The 18405-nt window shown below is 39.5% G+C and carries 16 protein-coding genes; 9 read left to right on the forward strand and 7 right to left on the reverse strand.

All coding sequences use genetic code 11. The features are described from left to right. Positions 1–143: 143 nt before the first annotated feature. Both lat and KTV93_RS12060 read left to right on the forward strand, forming a co-directional pair. A complete protein-coding gene (gene lat, locus KTV93_RS12055) occupies positions 144–1478 on the forward strand; it encodes an L-lysine 6-transaminase (RefSeq protein ID WP_218249210.1) in 1335 nt (444 codons plus the stop codon). Positions 1479–1566: 88 nt separating this feature from the next. Then, a complete protein-coding gene (locus tag KTV93_RS12060; RefSeq protein ID WP_218249211.1) occupies positions 1567–1818 on the forward strand; it encodes a putative signal transducing protein in 252 nt (83 codons plus the stop codon). Positions 1819–1938: 120 nt separating this feature from the next. On the opposite strand, the gene KTV93_RS12065 is transcribed toward KTV93_RS12060, so the two are convergent. Continuing rightward, positions 1939–3663: a helix-turn-helix domain-containing protein gene (locus KTV93_RS12065; RefSeq protein WP_218249212.1), complete on the reverse strand. Its 1725-nt coding sequence runs from the start codon at positions 3661–3663 to the stop codon at positions 1939–1941. A gap of 184 nt (positions 3664–3847) precedes the next feature. On the opposite strand from KTV93_RS12065, the gene KTV93_RS12070 reads away from it, so the two are divergent. From KTV93_RS12070 to KTV93_RS12095, 6 genes are all read left to right on the forward strand, one after another. Beyond that, positions 3848–4078 carry a hypothetical protein gene (locus tag KTV93_RS12070; protein WP_218249213.1) on the forward strand — a complete coding sequence of 77 codons (231 nt, stop codon included), beginning with the start codon at positions 3848–3850 and terminating at the stop codon, positions 4076–4078. A 150-nt stretch (positions 4079–4228) separates the two neighbouring features. Beyond that, complete coding sequence (locus tag KTV93_RS12075) at positions 4229–6658, forward strand: alpha-ketoacid dehydrogenase subunit alpha/beta (protein ID WP_218249214.1); 2430 nt, start codon at positions 4229–4231, stop codon at positions 6656–6658. An 86-nt stretch (positions 6659–6744) separates the two neighbouring features. Next, on the forward strand, positions 6745–7359 hold the full coding sequence (locus KTV93_RS12080) for a DUF305 domain-containing protein (RefSeq protein WP_218249215.1): 615 nt from the start codon (positions 6745–6747) through the stop codon (positions 7357–7359). A gap of 98 nt (positions 7360–7457) precedes the next feature. Beyond that, a complete protein-coding gene (lpdA, locus tag KTV93_RS12085) occupies positions 7458–8849 on the forward strand; it encodes a dihydrolipoyl dehydrogenase (RefSeq protein ID WP_218249216.1) in 1392 nt (463 codons plus the stop codon). Positions 8850–8935: 86 nt separating this feature from the next. Continuing rightward, complete coding sequence (locus tag KTV93_RS12090) at positions 8936–10879, forward strand: S9 family peptidase (protein ID WP_218249217.1); 1944 nt, start codon at positions 8936–8938, stop codon at positions 10877–10879. Positions 10880–10990: 111 nt separating this feature from the next. Then, positions 10991–11776: a patatin-like phospholipase family protein gene (locus KTV93_RS12095; protein ID WP_218249218.1), complete on the forward strand. Its 786-nt coding sequence runs from the start codon at positions 10991–10993 to the stop codon at positions 11774–11776. On the opposite strand, the gene KTV93_RS12100 is transcribed toward KTV93_RS12095, so the two are convergent. The 6 genes from KTV93_RS12100 to KTV93_RS12125 form a co-directional block, all read right to left on the reverse strand. Continuing rightward, positions 11747–12103, reverse strand: a complete 357-nt coding sequence (locus KTV93_RS12100; protein WP_218249219.1) for a diacylglycerol kinase family protein — start codon at positions 12101–12103, stop codon at positions 11747–11749. The genes KTV93_RS12095 and KTV93_RS12100 overlap by 30 nt on opposite strands. Beyond that, the gene (locus KTV93_RS12105) at positions 12103–13467 is read right to left on the reverse strand and encodes a M20/M25/M40 family metallo-hydrolase (RefSeq protein ID WP_218249220.1); all 1365 of its coding nucleotides are present in this window, start codon (positions 13465–13467) and stop codon (positions 12103–12105) included. The genes KTV93_RS12100 and KTV93_RS12105 overlap by 1 nt, the downstream gene beginning before the upstream one ends. A 49-nt stretch (positions 13468–13516) precedes the next feature. Continuing rightward, entirely contained in the window at positions 13517–14761 is a 1245-nt protein-coding gene (locus tag KTV93_RS12110; RefSeq protein WP_218249221.1) for a DUF1015 domain-containing protein, read from the reverse strand. Positions 14762–14768: 7 nt separating this feature from the next. Beyond that, complete coding sequence (locus KTV93_RS12115) at positions 14769–15728, reverse strand: D-2-hydroxyacid dehydrogenase (RefSeq protein ID WP_218249222.1); 960 nt, start codon at positions 15726–15728, stop codon at positions 14769–14771. A gap of 48 nt (positions 15729–15776) precedes the next feature. Next, entirely contained in the window at positions 15777–16841 is a 1065-nt protein-coding gene (gene serC, locus KTV93_RS12120; RefSeq protein WP_218249223.1) for a 3-phosphoserine/phosphohydroxythreonine transaminase, read from the reverse strand. A gap of 108 nt (positions 16842–16949) precedes the next feature. Then, positions 16950–17300 carry a 4Fe-4S binding protein gene (locus tag KTV93_RS12125; RefSeq protein ID WP_218249224.1) on the reverse strand — a complete coding sequence of 117 codons (351 nt, stop codon included), beginning with the start codon at positions 17298–17300 and terminating at the stop codon, positions 16950–16952. A gap of 60 nt (positions 17301–17360) precedes the next feature. Here KTV93_RS12125 and KTV93_RS12130 point away from each other — a divergent pair, with 60 nt between their 5' ends. Continuing rightward, positions 17361–18395, forward strand: a complete 1035-nt coding sequence (locus tag KTV93_RS12130; protein ID WP_218249225.1) for an acyl-CoA reductase — start codon at positions 17361–17363, stop codon at positions 18393–18395. The last annotated feature ends 10 nt before the right edge of the window (positions 18396–18405 follow it).

Genomic DNA, 18405 nt, shown 5'->3' on the forward strand with positions numbered 1-18405 from the left:
TATTTGGGCAACTCATCCGTCCTCCGTTCCCGCTTTTTTGTTCCGCCTTGCTGCACAAAAAGAGCTCCACTCAGGCCGGGTTGCAAAAGGGCTCGAATTAAATAAATTAAGACAACCAAATCACAAGTACAAAAACTAAAAATATGAATGACGCAATTGCATCTCACCCACAAACCACCAATAAAGTAAAAGAAACCCTTTCGAAACATATGCTTGCCGACGGTTTCGATTTCGTAATGGATATCGAAAAATCCCACGGCAGCTGGATCCACGACCGTAATACCGGAAAAGAGTTCCTCGATATGTTTTCAATGTTTGGATCTGCATCCATTGGTTATAACCATCCTTATTTAATGGAAAGATCTGAATGGTTAGGCAAAATGGCAGTGAACAAACCGACTTTAGCCGATGTGTACTCCCAGGAATTTGCAGATTTCATGGACGTTTTTTCCCGCGTTGCAATTCCGGAAGAACTTCAGTACACCTTTTTTATTGAAGGCGGAACTATGGCGGTAGAAAACGCAATGAAAGCCTGCTTCGACTGGAAAACCCGGAAAAATTTCGAAAAAGGTTTAGATACCGAAGCTGGAATCTGCATCCATTTCAAACAGGCATTTCACGGCAGAAGCGGTTATACATTAAGTTTGACCAATACTTCAGATCCAAGAAAATATCAGTATTTCCCGAAATTCGACTGGCCGAGAATCATTAATCCACATCTCAATTTCCCGATCACTGAAGAAAATTTAGAAGAAACCATTAAAAATGAACAGTTGGCGTTGCTGCATATTCAGGAGGCGATTCTGACAAATCCCGATCAGGTAGCATGTATTATCATTGAGCCAATTCAGGCTGAAGGTGGTGATCATCATTTCCGCGACGAATTCTTCCAGGGATTAAGAAATATCTGTGACGAGAATGAAATTCTTCTGATTTTTGATGAAGTACAGACAGGAATTGGAATTACGGGAAAGATGTGGGCATTTCAGCATTTCACTGTAAAACCTGACATTATTTCTTTCGGAAAGAAAACGCAGGTTTGCGGAGTTTTAGCCAATAAAGAAAAATTTGATGAAATCCCGAACAATGTATTCCGCGAAAGTTCCAGAATTAATTCAACATTTGGCGGCAATTTTATAGATATGCTCCGTTTTCAGTTGGTAATGGAAGTTATTGAAAAAGAAAGCCTCGTTGAAAATGCAAGGGTAGTGGGCAACTATCTTTTAGATGGACTGAAAAAACTTGAACTTCAGTTTCCCGATAAGATTTCCGGAGCCCGAGGGCGCGGTTTAATGTGCGCTATTAACTTACCAAGCGGAGCTGCCCGTGATAGAATGCGTGAAATATTATACGATGACGGTTTAATTATACTGGCATGTGGCGACAATTCGATCCGCTTCCGTCCACATCTAAATGTTACCACGGAAGAGATTCAAATTGCACTTGATAAGATTGCTCATAATATCAGTAAAATTTAATTTGTACCTAGTGAATAGTAATTTATTAAAATCTTAACATAGTTTTTCAGAATTTTTTTCTACATTTAGTGCTCAAAATGAAATGATTATGGAAAGAGAAACGAGAGTATCGGTATTTGAAAGTGAAAAACCGTCGGAAATTCAATTGATTAAAGCCCGTTTGGATGCCAACAATATTACCTCCTTTTTAAATGATAAGTATATGTCATTCACTACCACACCTACTGCGAACACCATTAAACTTATGGTAAATCTGCAGGATGAACAGAGAGCATTTGATATTATAGATGAATTGATCATGAAATCTGATTTAGATCTTACTGCTAACCTTAAAAATTAATTTTATAATTTTAAATTTTACGTTTTACAGAAATCGGCACCAATTTATTTGGTGCCGGTTTTTTTTCTGCAAAAGTCTAAGATTTTGCCTTGCTGAATTCCTGTTATTGAAAATTAGATCTTAAAGTTTTTCTTTCATCATTTTGATGAAGACGGATGGCTTAAGATCAAATTTCCTGCGGAAATTATCAGAAAAATTCTCTGTGCTCGAGAATCCCGAAATGGATGCAAGTTCCTTCACGTCCATATTAATGTATTTCACATCATTTTTCAAATGGGTGATAATATAATCAAGACGGAGGTCATTGATATAAAGGGTAAAGTTTTTCCCTTTGTAGGTATTGATGATTTTTGAAAAGTAAGTGGAATTGGTACCAAAGTCCTCACTCAGTGATTTTTGTGAAACCTGCGAATCAAGGAATTTCTCCTCCTTTTCAAAATTTTCGAGTTGCTTCAGAATGCTCTCAACAAAAATGGGATTGAGACCTGGAATTTTATTATAAAACTCGTAGTTAAATTTCTGTGGACTCTTAATTTGAATTTCATTCAATAATCTAGGTGCTGTAGTAGCGTCTTCCGTACTCTGTTGCGCGAGGATCGCTTCGAAACGCTTTTTGTAATTCTGCTTTTCTTTATAGATCCTGTATCCGAAAAACAGAAAAATACCAAGAAGTACAATAATTAATACAAAAAAGATAGCTCTCTGATTTTGCAGCGTACTTTCAATTCGGTTTTTTTCGGCTATAAGTTTTTTGGTATCATATTCCTTAACAATTCTTTCGTAGAGATACTTGTAGTTTTTCTCGTAGGAACGGTCGAGGAACATCAGTTTGTTGATATATTCCAATTGTTTTTTGGTATCACCTATAGAATTATAATATTTGATCAGGATTTCATACGCCGAGCGAAACTGTGGATCGAGCTTTTTTGTCTTCTCATAATGTTTGTCGATTTCTTCCAGATATTTTACGGCCAGTTGCTCCTTACCAATATGCCAGTAGGAGAGACCTAAATAATAAACTTCGGTATTATGATCCCATTGGTCATTGTATAATCTGATGGATTCCGAAAATTTAGAAATTGCGCTATTATAGTCTTTTAGATAATAAGCAGTCATACCTTCAGAAGTGATAAAATACGGAGTGTATTGGTCTAGTTTATTATCTTTTATATAACTAAAAGCTTCTTCTAACAATGCTTTATTTTCCTCAATATTCCCCAGTTTTATATTCGAATCTATAAGGCTCATTAGGGAATAGAGGTAATATACCTGATAATTTTTCCCTAAAGAGGATTTATTATTTAGATGGTCCTTAAAATATTTAAGCGATATTAAAAGCTCCTTTCTTGCATCTTCATACTGTCCTAAATAAATTTTATTTTGTGCAATATAGTAGATGGTCTTGTTTAAGATGTATTCGTCTCCGATCTCTTGTGATAACTTATTTGCTGCCAAAATATCATCTAGAGCTTTTTCGTAGAACTCTTCTGCCATATTGACATTACCGTGATGTAAGTATGCATCAATGAGAATCTTTTTAATTTCAGAGTTTTTTGCAATAATCAACGCGCTGTCAGCATATTTTAAATTTATCGGATAGGTACTGTTTACGCTCGCGTAACGATAAGCATAAAATAAAGCCTCCTTGTTTTGCTCTTTTTTTGATTTTGAAATATAGAAATTTATCAGTTTCCACATTTCTGTCGGATTATTGATGTTTGCATCAATCGTTTTTTCGATTTCCTCATTACTTAAATTGGAGTTCGGCGACTTTTGAGCCGGGAAATTGTTGAAAATAACAAGAGAAAGGAGAAAAAGAAGTGTTAATTTAAATTTCAACTGCATGATGTCTTACTGACTGATTTATAGTAGTTTATTTATTTTAATGGCTTGTTTTTTACAATTTTACTGTATTTTTTTTAAAATGCCTGCAGCTAATTTAAAATATACTTGTTGTTTTTTAAAAACTAACGGTTGCATAATTTGCTTTATAATCGCTTTCGACAATACATTTGTAAAAATTAAAAGTATGAAAAAATTTGCACTTATCACCGCAGTACTTGTCACTGCTATATCATTACAATCATGCAGACAAGCTGATGACGTTTTATCACCTGAAGAAATAGCAACATTACAAAAAGTACAGGACTCATCCAACAATTCTTCTAATAAAGATGATGATAATACTGTAGGAATTGACCAAAGTGTGCCAACTGCCACATTCGTAGACGGAGAAATTGTACCGCCACCAAGAAAGTAACCCCTAAAACTAAATATTTTTTTTTCATCATTTGTGTTTGGTTCTTCCGCGATATTCGCGGAAGAATCTTTTTATAGAACAATCACACCTACTGCTTGTAGTTTAATCAAGTTTCCTTATTTTCGTACCTTTGTAAAATATTTCTTATTTATGGAGGCCACCTATATTGAAACACAACAGATTTCTTTTCAGGATTTTAAAAACCAGATTTTAGCCGATTATAAACTCGGCAGAATTTCCCGCGAAATGTCTTATCTCGGGAGACGCGAAGTACTTACCGGCAAGGCGAAGTTCGGTATTTTCGGGGACGGAAAAGAGCTTCCGCAACTCGCAATGGCTAAGGTCTTTAAAAATGGGGACTTCCGTTCCGGATATTACCGGGACCAAACTTTCGCCATGGCGATTGATGCTGTAAGCGTAGAAAGTTTTTTTGCTCAGTTATATGCAGATACAAATGTTGATCGCGAACCTGCTTCTGCCGGTCGCCAGATGAATGGTCATTATGCGACCCGAAGTCTGAACGAAGACGGCAGCTGGAAAAACTTAATGGAGCAAAAAAATATTTCATCAGATATTTCACCTACTGCAGGACAAATGCCAAGGCTTTTAGGTCTTGCTTTAGCTTCCAAAGTCTATAAATCTGTAAAATTTGAGGGTTCAGAAAAATTTTCCAATGACGGAAATGAAGTTGCTTTCGGCACAATTGGTGATGCATCAACAGCTGAGGGACATTTCTGGGAGGCTTTGAATGCTGCCTGTGCTTTGCAGGTTCCAATGATTGTTTCGATCTGGGATGATGGTTACGGAATTTCTGTACCAACTCAAAACCAGCGTGCTAAAGCAGATATAGCTGAAATGCTTTCCGGCTTTCAAAGAACAGAAGGTCAGAATCAGGGATGCGAAATCATTCAGGTTAAAGCCTGGGATTACCCTTCGCTTCTTGATGCTTACGCAAGGGCAGAACATTTTGCGAGAACTGAAAGTGTTCCTGTTGTGGTTCATGTTGTAGAAGTTACACAGCCTCAAGGACATTCCACATCGGGATCGCACGAGAGATATAAAAATGAAGAACGCCTGAAATGGGAAGGTGAATTTGACGGTTTGAACAAATTCAGGGAATGGATTCTCAATTATTCTATTGAAATTGAAGGAAAGGACGAACAGCTTGCAACCGCTGAGGAACTTGATCTTATTAATGAAGAAGCGAAGAAATTTGTAAAAGAAGGTCAGAAAAAAGCTTGGGAAGATTATCAAAAATCCATTACCGTTTTAAAAGATGCAGTCATTCCGCTGGTTGAGAATTTAGAAGACCAGAACGCAGAAATTACCGCTGAACTTCATAAATTCAATAAGATCATTGCGGTGGCGAAACGTGATATCTTCCATTTGGTAAGAAAGTCATTACTCCTTACAAGAGGCAATGAATCAGCAGAGAGAAAAGCTCTTCAGAATAAATTCAAAGAAATTTTTGCGGCTGAGAAAGACAATTACTCTTCGCATTTATATTCTCAGTCTCAGTGGAAAACAACGAATATAAAAGAAATTCCTCCCGTTTTTTCTGAAAATTCAGAGAATGTTGACGGAAGAGTTGTCGTAAGAAATAACTTCGATAAAATATTCGAAAAATATCCTGAAACGCTGGTCTTCGGTGAAGATGCCGGAAATATCGGTGATGTAAACCAAGGTTTAGAAGGTCTACAGGAAAAATATGGCGAACTTCGAATTGCAGACACCGGAATTCGTGAAGCCACTATCCTCGGACAAGGAATTGGTATGGCAATGCGCGGACTCAGACCGATCGCAGAAATCCAGTATCTCGACTACATCCTATATTGTTTACAGGGAATGAGCGATGATTTAGCTACCGTTCAGTACCGTACAAAAGGTGGGCAAAAAGCTCCGGTAATTATCAGAACTCGTGGGCACAGGCTCGAAGGTGTTTGGCATTCCGGTTCACCGATGGCTGGAATCATTAATCTTTCAAAAGGAATTCTGGTTCTTGTTCCACGAAATTTAACCAAAGCTGCAGGATTTTACAACACGATGCTTCAGAGTGATGAACCAGCCGTAATCGTGGAATGTCTGAACGGTTACCGTTTAAAAGAAAAACAGCCTGACAACTTAGGAGAATTTACTGTTCCTGTTGGTAAAATTGAAGTTACTAAGGAAGGAAAAGATGTGACGTTAGTGACTTACGGATCCACCTGGAGAATCGTAATGGAAGCAGCTGAGGAACTTGAAAAAATCGGTATTTCTGCTGAAGTGATTGATGTTCAGTCCTTAATACCGTTTGATCTTAGTCACGACATTGCTGAAAGTGTAAAGAAAACTAACCGGTTGGTGGTAATTGACGAAGATGTGGAAGGCGGAACATCTGCTTTTATTCTTCAGCAGATTCTAGAGAAACAGAAAGCTTTCAGATTTTTAGACTCAGATCCTTTAACCATTTGTGCAGAAAACCACAGACCTGCTTACGCAAGCGACGGCGATTATTTCAGTAAACCAAGTGTGGATGATATGGTCGAAAAAATATATGAGATGTTTAATGAAATTAATCCGGCTCGGTTTCCGGCGATATAGATTTTAATATTCAGCTATAAAAAAGCAAACTTCGGTTTGCTTTTTTTTTGCACTATTCTTGCATTGCTTCGTAAAATTTAAATTTTATGAGAAATATTTTTGTTCCGATTATAGCCTCATTCTTAGTCGTTTCATGTAGCAAGACTGAAACTAAAATTCAGGATCATTCAACAGAGCAGAATCAGAAAAATGAAACTACGAACGGAATGGTTGCGATTATGAATGAAATGATGGATGAAATGCATAGTGAAAAACCAACAGGGAATAATGATGTAGATTTTGCCAAGATGATGATTGAGCATCACAAGGGAGCAGTTGAAATGTCAGAACTTCTTTTAGAGAAAGGCCAAGATGAAGAATTAAAAACATTTGCCCGCAAAGTTATTATTGCACAGGATAAAGAAATAAACTTGATGAAAAAGTTTGAAAATCAAACCGAAGTTTCACCCGATAGCAAGATTTTTCAGCAGGAACTCAATCAGTCGATGGGCGCGATGATGAATAAAAACATTAAAATCCATAATGATATTGATAAAGATTACGCCGAACAGATGATTCCGCATCATCAAAGCGCGGTTGATATGGCCGAAGTTTATCTGAAATACGGGAAGCAAAAGGATTTGTTGAAATTGTGCGATGATATTGTTAATACGCAGACTTCAGAAATTCAACAGTTAAAGACTTGGCTCACTGCAAATTAAATTAATGATATGAAATAACTCAGGCTACCGCCGTAAAAAAGGAATGTGATGCATTCCTTGAAAAAAATTCCGTAATTTCGCGTTAAATTTTTTAACACATGAACTACGATATTATTGTCATCGGAAGTGGCCCAGGTGGATATGTAACCGCGATCAGAGCTGCACAACTGGGTTTTAAAACCGCCATCATCGAAAAGGAAAATTTAGGCGGGATCTGCCTGAACTGGGGCTGTATCCCAACCAAAGCTTTGCTGAAGTCGGCACACGTTTTCAATTATTTAAAACACACCGAAGATTACGGTTTGAATAAAATTGAAAATCCAGGGTTCGATTTTTCGAAAGTAATCCAGAGAAGTAGAGGTGTAGCAACCAAAATGAGCGGAGGGATTTCTTTCCTGATGAAGAAAAACAAGATTGATGTCATCATGGGAACTGCTAAAGTTCAGAAAGGCAAAAAAGTTTCAGTAACAGATAAAGACGGGAAAAACACAGAATATTCCGCGGAACATATTATCATCGCCACCGGCGCAAGATCAAGAGAACTTCCGAACCTTCCTCAGGATGGCGTGAAAGTGATCGGATACAGACAGGCATTGAGCCTTCCGCAACAGCCAAAATCGATGATTGTTGTTGGTTCAGGTGCAATCGGTGTTGAGTTTGCTGATTTCTATAATTCAATGGGAACTAAAGTGACCATCGTTGAATTTATGCCAACCGTGGTTCCTGTTGAAGACGAAGAAATCTCAAAACATCTTGAAAAATCCCTGAAAAAATCAGGCATTGAAATCATGACGAACGCTTCTGTTGAAAGCGTGGATACAAGTGGAGAAGGTGTAAAAGCTAACGTAAAAACCGCGACTGGAAACATTACGCTTGAAGCTGATATTTTACTTTCTGCTGTTGGAATTGCTGCAAACATAGAGGGACAAGGATTTGAAGAGGTTGGAATTCAAACTGAAAAAGGCCGTGTTTTAGTTAACGAATGGTACGAAACTTCAGTTCCGGGATATTATGCAATCGGTGATATTCTCCCAACCCAAGCGCTGGCTCACGTAGCTTCTGCAGAAGGAATTACCTGTGTGGAGAAAATCAAAGGTCTTCATGTAGAGAAAATCGACTACGGCAATATTCCGGGATGTACATATTGCCATCCGGAAGTCGCTTCAGTTGGTCTTACTGAAAAGCAGGCGAAAGAAAAAGGTTACGAAATTAAAGTAGGTAAATTCCCGCTTTCTGCAAGTGGGAAAGCAACCGCAAACGGAAATACCGATGGTTTCATTAAAGTGATTTTCGATGCGAAATACGGAGAATGGCTCGGTTGTCACATGATTGGCGAGGGCGTTACCGATATGATTGCGGAAGCAGTTGTCGCGAGAAAACTTGAAACGACAGGCCACGAAATCATTAAATCTATTCACCCGCACCCGACCGTTTCAGAAGCGATCATGGAAGCAGCAGCAGCAGCTTACGGCGAAGTGATTCATATTTAAGATTACTATTTTAGTAAACAAAACCACAGTTCAGGCTGTGGTTTTTTTGTGTCCAAAAATTCTTATCTTAACAAAAAAATTACCCCATGAATTACAAATACTTTTTTCCGGTCCTGTTGTTTTCGGGAACGCTGTTTTTCAGCCAGTCTAAAAGCGATATCATCGTTCCGAACGAAAACCTGATTACCGAAAACATTCCTGCAATTCCAAAAAGCCTGAGCGAGAAAATCAAAAAATACTCTGAAAGCCGCGGCGCAAATTTCACCGCCATTCATCCCAACGGAAAAGAACTGATCATGGTGACCAGATTTGCTTCCACCAATCAGCTGCACAAACTTTCTCAGCCAATGGGCGCCAGAAAACAGCTTACTTTTTTTGATGAACCAGTCAATTCCGCAGATTATGAACCTACAAAAGGTGAATATCTGGTTTATTCCAAAGACATCGGAGGAAACGAATTCGGACAGCTCTTTAAACTTGATTTGAAAACCATGGAATCTAAACTGCTTACCGATGGCGGAAGATCACAAAACGGCGGTATGACCTGGAAAAAAGACGGTTCCGGATTTTATTTCTCCTCTACAAAAAGAAATGGCGGCGACCGTGATATTTATTTTATGAATCCTCTTAAGCCCGGGGATACGAAGCTCGTTCTTGAACTGAAAGGGGGAGGCTGGGGAATTAATGATATTTCCGATGACGGCAAAAAGCTGATTATTGGTGAATATGTTTCTGCAAACGAATCTCACCTCTATCTTTTTAATACCGAAACGAAAAAACTGGAATCGATAACGAACCGAAACGAAAAACAAATCGTTCAGGGAAGTGCAAGATTCAGCAAAAATGCTGATGAAATCTGGTACGTAACCGACCGTGACAACGAGTTTGACCGTTTAGCAACAATGAATCTTAAAACAAAAAAAATAGAATACTTTACCAGTTCGATTCCCTGGGAGGTTTCTAATTATACGCTTTCCAAAGACAAATCTAAAATCGTTTTTGAAACCAATGAAGGAGGTTTAAATAAACTATATCGAATGGATACCGCTTCAAAAAAATACGCTGAAATAAAAGGACTTCCGGTAGGTCTCGTCAATAATTTTGAATTCACGAATGATGGTAAATCTCTGTACTTTTCACAGCCTACCTACGATTCTTCCGCAGATATTTATAAGTTAGACCTCGCTTCAAATAAAATTGAAAGATGGACCGATAGTGAACAGGGTGAAATGCAGAAAACAGAGATGTCTGAACCGAAGTTGATTGAATGGAGCAGTTTCGATGGGATGAAAATTACAGGGTTCTATTATCCGGTTTCTAAAAAGTTTACCGGCAAAAGACCTGTGCTGATCAATATTCATGGCGGTCCGGAAGGGCAGTCGATGGCGTCATCACTTGGTTCCGGTAATTATTACACCAATGAAATGGGAGTTGCTTTAATCTATCCGAATGTGCGGGGATCCTCTGGTTTTGGTAAAACATATATTGCCAGTGATAATGGTTTTAACAGAATGAATTCGGTAAAAGATATCGGTGCTTTACTAGACTGGATTGCGAAACAGCCGGAACTCGATAAGGACCGGATTATGATTATGGGCGGCAGTTACGGAGGTTTTATGACCCTGGCAACCGCTTATGAATATGCTGACAGAATCAGATGTTCGGTAGATATAGTTGGGATCTCAGATTTTAATACTTTCCTTAAAAATACCGAAGAATACCGCCGTGATCTGAGAAGAGTAGAGTACGGCGACGAACGTGATCCGAAAATGAGTGCATTCTTCACGAAAATAGCGCCGCTGAACAATACTGATAAAATTAAAAAACCTATGTTCATCATTCAGGGAACCAACGATCCGCGGGTTCCGGTAACGGAAGCTACGCAAATGCGTGATAAACTGAAAGCCCAGGGAAATACGGTGTGGTATCTTGAAGCGAAGAATGAAGGACACGGTTTCCGGAAAAAAGAAAATGTAGATTTCCAGCGCCTCGCCGTCATCCGTTTTATGGAAGAATACCTTTTAAAGTAAATTTTACATCTGAAAACATCTTAGCCATTTCCTCCGGAGATGGCTTTTTATTTTGTACACACACCGTATTTCAGGAATGTTTCTTTACTTTTGACCTACAAAATTTTTTAAATGTACAATTTAGGTCTTGCCCTTTGTGGCGGCGGTTCGAAGGGGATTGCACATGCAGGAGTTATAAAGCTTCTGAACGAAAAGGGAATTGTGCCCGATGTTTTGGCCGGAACCAGCGCCGGAGCAATCGTGGCCACCATGTATGCTGCAGGGAAGACTCCCGAAGAAATCGTAGGATTTTTTAAATCTGTCTATTTTTTTAAATGGAATCATTTTGCATTCCGCAAGCCAGGCGGCTTCATTCAGTCTGATGTTTTCGGGAAGTACCTTAAACCCATTTTTAAAGACAGAAAACTTCAAGATCTTGATAAAAAGGTATTTGTTACCGCCACCAATATCATTTCCGGTAAACTGGAAGTCTTCGGCGGCGAGGTAAAAGTAGTGGATGCGGTTATCGCTTCCTGTGCCGTACCCATGGTTGCAACGCCGTACAGGATTGGGAATCATCTGTACAGCGATGGCGGAATTCTGAATAATTTTCCGGTGGATGTTCTGAAATATGTGAGCAGAAAAAACATCGGAGTTTATTTTTCTCAGCAGAAAACTATTGACGAAAGCAGTCTCAGGAATCTGTTTGATATCACCGCGCGTGCTTATGACATCATGACCACTCAGGCGGAATTGGGCAAAATTGCGAACTGCGACTGGCTTATTAATCCAGCAGAACTCCAGAAATATAAAATGTTTGAAACAAAGGTCGAAAGGATGAATGAAATCTTCGGGATCGGTTACAAAACTGCTGCCGAAAGTTATGAATTACACAAAAATATACTGGGGGTAAATTAGCAGCCCTATAATTACTGCGGCTACTGCTAAGAGTAACACGGCGCCGGCCGAAATGTCCTTGATGAGACCAATGTTTTTATCGAATTCCGGATGTACGAAATCACATAACTTTTCTATTGCAGTGTTTAGCATTTCGGCACTTAAAACCGCAAAACAGACAAGAAAAATAATTGAGGCATGCTCCGGGGAAAGTCTTAGATAGACAATTAGAAACAGGTTGATCAAGAGCGCCAGAACTTCAAGCTGAAAATTGCGCTCCGATCTCAGCATCCGGATGATGCCGTGCAGGGAATTCAGGACACTTTTGTGGAATGCGGGTTTTCTCATTACCAGTTTTTATCGATCATATAAATTAGCTGACTCATTGCTACAGCGCCCAGAAGCAGTTCGCGGTGGTTTACTTTATCGAACGTGTCCTCCTCGGAATGATGAATTTCAAAATAACGCTGAGAGTCAGGAACCAGCTCTGCTAAAGGAACTCCAAGTTTTCTCATCGGTTCAATATCTGTTCCGGCATACTGAAGTTCAAAATTATGAAGACCGTACGGGAGAAAAAGATGACGCCAGGACTGTATCTGTGCACGCTTATCGGCATCCATCACTAATGCTATTCCTCTGGGTGTAAATCCGCCCCCGTCACTTTCGATCGCAAAAATATGCTTCTCATTTTTCTTCTGGATGTTGTCTGCGTAGGTATTTCCGCCGCGTACGCCATTTTCTTCGTTGGCAAAACACACCACCCGAAGCGTATGATTATTTTTTAAACCCAGTTTTTTAAAGGTTCTGAGGACTTCGATACTTTGTACAATCCCAGCTCCATCGTCATGCGCACCTTCGCCCACATCCCATGAGTCCAGGTGACCGCTTACCACGATCACTTTACTGTCTTTATGGCCTGTGATTTCACCAATTACCGAATGGGTAAGTTTTTCTCCTTTCATTCCACAGTTAGAATTCAGTTTGGCTACAATTTTCTGGGTTTTCAAAGCTTTTTCTAACTCGTCAGCACTTTTGGGCCCGATAGCAACCGCAGGAATTTTTACCGTATCGTCCTGATCATAACGCATCATGCCGGTATGCGGAACATCATCAACTGCGGAAGAAAGGGACCGTATTATCACGGCTTTCGCTCCTTTTTTTCCTGCCCATGAGGCAGCGAAACGACGGTAGATTCCGGCATCGCCGTAAGCCTGACCGGTATTGATAAAAGTTTGGTTAAAAGCGTAATTAAAAAATACAATTTTTCCTGCTGCCGCGCTGGCCGGCAGCCTGTCGAATTCTTCTTTATTTTTCACAAAAATAATTTCAGCTTCTACATCTTTACCTTTAGTCCCTTCAGAATTTCCTAAAGACAGCATTCTGAGTGTTTTCCAGTTCCCTTTTCCAACCTTTATATAAAGTGATTCTTTGCCTCTTTCCCAAACCGGAACCATTACTTCTTCCTTCCATACTTTATCTGCGCCGGCTTCCTTCAGTTTCTGTACTGCCCAATCCGTCGAACGCTCATACGATGAGGAGCCGCTCAAACGGTGACCAATATTTTGGGTAAGATCGCGAAGATTTTCATACGCAGTGCCGTGAACCAATATTTCATCGGAAATATTTTTGAATTGGATAGAATCCTGCGCGGCTTGTGAAAATAAAAATCCGCCCAGAAAGAGCGGAAGTATTTTGAGGAGAATCTGTTTCATGAATTGGATAATTGGTAACCAAATTTAAACAAATTTATTGAATGAGTAATTATTGTTTCATATCGTACATTACAAGTGCGGTTACAAGTTTTGGTTCAATATAAGTACATTTCGGGGGCATTTTAATGTTTTTGTTTGATACTTTCAGCAAATCATTAAAACTCACTGGATAAATTCCGAATCCTACTTTGAATTCGCCTGAATCTACTTTATCTTTGATCTGATTGATCCCTTCAATACCGGAATTACCTTTAATATAGGTGATTTTATCAGTAGTTTTAGGATCTTCAATGCCTAAGATGTCTTTAAAAACAAATTCTTCCAGAAGGAAATGATCCAAATCGTTCATATCACTCTGTTGTTTTCTAAGGTCGTGTTTCACGTGCAGGGAATAGAATTTTCCACCCAAATACATGGAGATATGAAACTTTTGCGAAGGGTAGTACGGCGTCTCGCCTTTGTCATGAACCAGAAAATTTTCTTCTATTTTGGCAAGGAATTCTTTTTCGCTTAGTCCATTCAGATCCTGTAAAAGCCTGTTGTAATCATGAATTTTAATTGACTGGTTCGACACAATGAAACTGAAAACGTAATTATAATGCTCAGTTCCCGTATGTTTGCGGTTTTTTTCCTGAAGATTTTTTGCATTCAGTGCAGTAGATCCAATCCTGTGGTGACCGTCGGCGATGTAAAAGGAATCAATCTGCTCGAGAACTTCCTTAAACTGCAACATTTTCAGGCGGTTATCTATCCGCCAAACTTTGTGACGCACCCCGTTATCGTCAAGATAATTGAGTACCGGAACGTTCTTTTCCTCGTGATTCATAAGCAATTCCACTTTTGGGTTCGCCATATAGGTCAGCAGCACGGGTTCTGCCTGAAGACTCACTTTTTCTAGATAATAAGCAAGTTTTTCTTTCTTGTGGGTGAGGGTAGATTCGTGTTTTTTAATTCTTCCATTCCGGAAATCATCAACACTTACCAGACCTAATAATCCACGGAACACTGATTTATTGGGCAGAAACTGCTCATAAAGGTAATAGGAAGAATTATCCTGCACGAGTTTCTTGTCATCCAGAAGTTCCTCGAAATTGGTGCGTATTTTCCGTAAATTTCGGTCGATATCCTTGGATTTGCTTACCACATAAGGCTTAATCATCTGAATATAAGATGATTCCTGCTGGGCTTTTTTATTAATTTCTTCCTGTGAGAAGTTGTCTAACGGATGGGTAGGGAATATGTCAACGTAATCTTCACTCGGTCTAATTCCCCTAAAAGGTTTAAAGATGGGCATTGTATTACTATAGTTTATTTTTAATATCAATAATCTGCGCTGCAAGTTCTGTTCCGATTTTCTCCTGTGCATCAACTGTATTTCCTCCCAAATGTGGAGAAAGAGACAGGTTGGCATTCATGAGAAGCGGCAGTTCCGGCGTTGGCTCATTTTCAAAAACATCAAGCGCGGCACCCGCAATTTTTCCGGATTCAATAAAATTAAGCAGCGTCACTTCATTTAGAACACCGCCCCGTGCTGTATTTACGATGAAAACACCGTCTTTCATCAATTCAAACTGAGGAGTATCTAAAATGTAATTATCGGATTTTGGGGTGTTGATGCTTAAGAAATCAACGTCTTTCAGAAACTCCACCCAGTCGGTAGTCGAAGTAATTTCAAAATTGAGCGTCTGCCCGTCGAAGAAATCGAGAAAAAGAGTTTCGGTACGTGGTTTACGGGTAAGGACTTTCACTTTCATTCCTAACGAGATTCCCATTTTCACGACTTCCTGACCAATTCCGCCAAAACCGATAACGCCAAGTGTTTTTCCTTCCAGTTCCACAGCGGTAGAGAAAGATTTTTTCAAGGCTTTAAAGTGAGTTTCCCCTTCAAGCGGCATTAATCTGTTGGATTCGTGGAGAAATCTTGCCAAAGAGAAAAAGTGTGCGAAAACCATTTCCGCGACAGACCTAGATGATGCTTTTGGCGTATTGATGATATACAGTCCTTTTTCAATCGCATATTCGGTGTCGATATTGTCCATTCCCACGCCGCCGCGGCCAATGATTTTCAGTCCTGGGCATGCATCGATTAAATCCTGACGAACTTTCGTAGCACTCCGTACCAAAAGGACATCGATATTGTTTTCGTTAATGAAATTGGCAAGATGTTCCTGAGAAACCCGTGTTTCTACCAGTTCGATTCCTGCTTCTGCTAAAGCGTTTTTACCTGATTCTGAAATACCGTCGTTGGCTAAAACTTTCATAAATGTTATATCAAATTAACTGAGTAAATTCAAAGTGTGATTCTGAAATTATTTTAAATTTTTCATCACATCCACCAAAACCTGTACACTCTCAATCGGCAAAGCATTGTACATACTTGCTCTGTAACCGCCTAAGCTCCGGTGACCATTAAGACCGTTGATTCCAGCCGCTTTCCAGGCAGCATCAAATTCTTCTTTTTTAGATTCATCCAACAGTTGGAAAGAAACATTCATTAATGATCGGTCTTCTTTCTGGCAGAAGGTTTCAAATAAAGGGTTGCTGTCGATTTCTTCGTAAAGGAGTTTTGCCTTGGCTTCGTTTCTGGCTTCAGCAGCTGCAATTCCCCCATTTTTTTCCAGGTGCTGTAAGGTCAGGAGGGTTGCATACACCGGAAATACCGGCGGTGTATTGTACATGGATTCTTTATCGATATGATTCTTGTAGTTCAGGATTGAAGGAATAGTTCTTCCGGTTTGTCCCAGAATACTTTTCTTAACCACAACAAGAGTAACGCCTGCCGGTCCCATATTTTTTTGTGCTCCGGCGTAGATCAGGTCAAACTGCGAATAATCAATCACACGGGAGAAAATATCTGAGCTCATATCGCAAACCATAAGCGTGTCAACCTTCGGGAAGGTTTTCATCTGTGTACCGTAGATGGTATTGTTCGAAGTGCAGTGAAAGTAATCGTATTCGCTGCCTACTGAATAATCTTTCGGAATGAAGGAATATTTCTGCTCTTTCGAAGAACCAACAACATCAACCGTACCGAAGTTTTTAGCCTCTTTTATCGCACCGGCAGCCCAGGTCCCAGTGTCCAGGTAAGCAGCTTTTCCGTTTTCAGCTTTCATGAGGTTATATGGAACCATCAGAAACTGTAAACTCGCTCCTCCGCCCAGATAAAGCACTTCGTAATCGTCACCGAGATTCATGAGTCTTTTTACGATGGCTCTGGCCTCCTCCATCACCGCTACGAAATCTTTGCTCCGGTGGGAAATTTCGAGGATTGAAAGACCTATTCCGTTAAAATCCAGAATTGCTTCTGCTGATTTCTGAAAAACTTCCTGCGGTAGTATGCAGGGTCCTGCGCTGAAATTGTGTTTTTTGCTCATGTTTTTTTTATTTGAAACCGCATTACTGCGTTTTTGGTCTGTTGAATTTTATTCCTGAAAGTAGGGCAGAAGGATAAAAAAAAACGCCCACAAAAAGTGAGCGGATATTTACTCTCCGTGTAAGAAAGCTTTTTTCTCAAGTAAGCTTTCCTCAGATTCTACATGGTCTTCATCAGGTATACAGCAGTCTACCGGGCAAACCGCCGCACACTGCGGCTCTTCGTGGAAGCCGATGCACTCCGTACATTTATCGGTTACAATAAAATATACATCATCGCTTACCGGTTCCTGCGGAGCGTCTGCATCTACGGTTAATCCCGATTTCATTACTACCTTTCCTTTCAGTGCGGTACCTTCTGAAGCTTTCCAATCTACAGCACCTTCATAAATGGCATTGTTAGGACATTCCGGTTCGCAAGCACCACAATTAATACATTCGTCTGTTATTCTGATAGCCATTGCTACTTTATTTTTTAAATTTGCCTCAAAATTACTAAAAATCCCCCAATTTTCAATAAGATGAGCAGAGAAAATAAAATTTCAGGACTTTGTGAATTAAGCTTGTATATCAAGAATTTTTCAGATAAAAAGGCAGAAAATTATAACGCAGATGATGAGAGGTTTTCCGCTTTGTTGCGAAAATCGGAAATCGAAAATCCGTGGTTTACAATTGAAAATCAAAAATTTGCGTTGAAGCAGTGGGCAGACTTACTGACTCCCGAAAATATCGGAAATTGGCTTTCTACTTATAAAACTCCGATTAACTCTAAAAGAGTAGGACTTATCCTGGCCGGGAACATCCCCATGGTCGGGTTTCACGATGTAATTTCTGTGGTGTTAAGCAATCATATTCCGGTGATTAAACTTTCCTCCAAGGATAAGCGGATGCTTCCATTTCTGCTTGAAAAATGGAATGAATTTTCAAACGGAACTGTCCATTATGAATTTGCTGAAAGACTGGAGAATTTCGATGCTGTAATTGCCACCGGAAGCAATAATACCGCAAGATATTTAGAGTATTATTTTAAAGACAGTTTAAGCATTATACGAAAGAACAGAACGTCTATTGCTGTGCTAAAGGGAGATGAGACAGATGCTGAATTACAGTTGCTGGCAGAAGATATCTTCCGCTATTACGGATTAGGGTGCCGAAATGTTACAAGACTTTTTATTCCGGATGACTTTGTAATCGACAGGCTGTTCGAGAATTTCCTGAATTTCAAAGAAGTCATTAATCATAACAAATATGCCAATAATTACGAATACAACCGTGCGGTTTACCTGCTGAATCAGGAACGATTCTGGGACAATAATTTCGTAATGCTGAAAGAGGACGAAGCGCTATTTTCTCCGCTTTCGGTTATTAATTTCTCCAGATATTCTACGCTGGATGAAGTTCAGAATTTCATTAAAACTAACGAAGAAAATATTCAGACTATCGTTGCGAAACCGGAATTGGGATTGGAAAGTATCGGGTTGGGGCAAGCCCAGAATCCGGGTCTCGATACCTATGCTGACCACGTTGATACGATGAGATTCCTGGAAGTAATATAATCTAATCATA

This window comes from Kaistella faecalis, from assembly GCF_019195395.1.
GTDB classification, from domain to species: domain Bacteria; phylum Bacteroidota; class Bacteroidia; order Flavobacteriales; family Weeksellaceae; genus Kaistella; species Kaistella faecalis.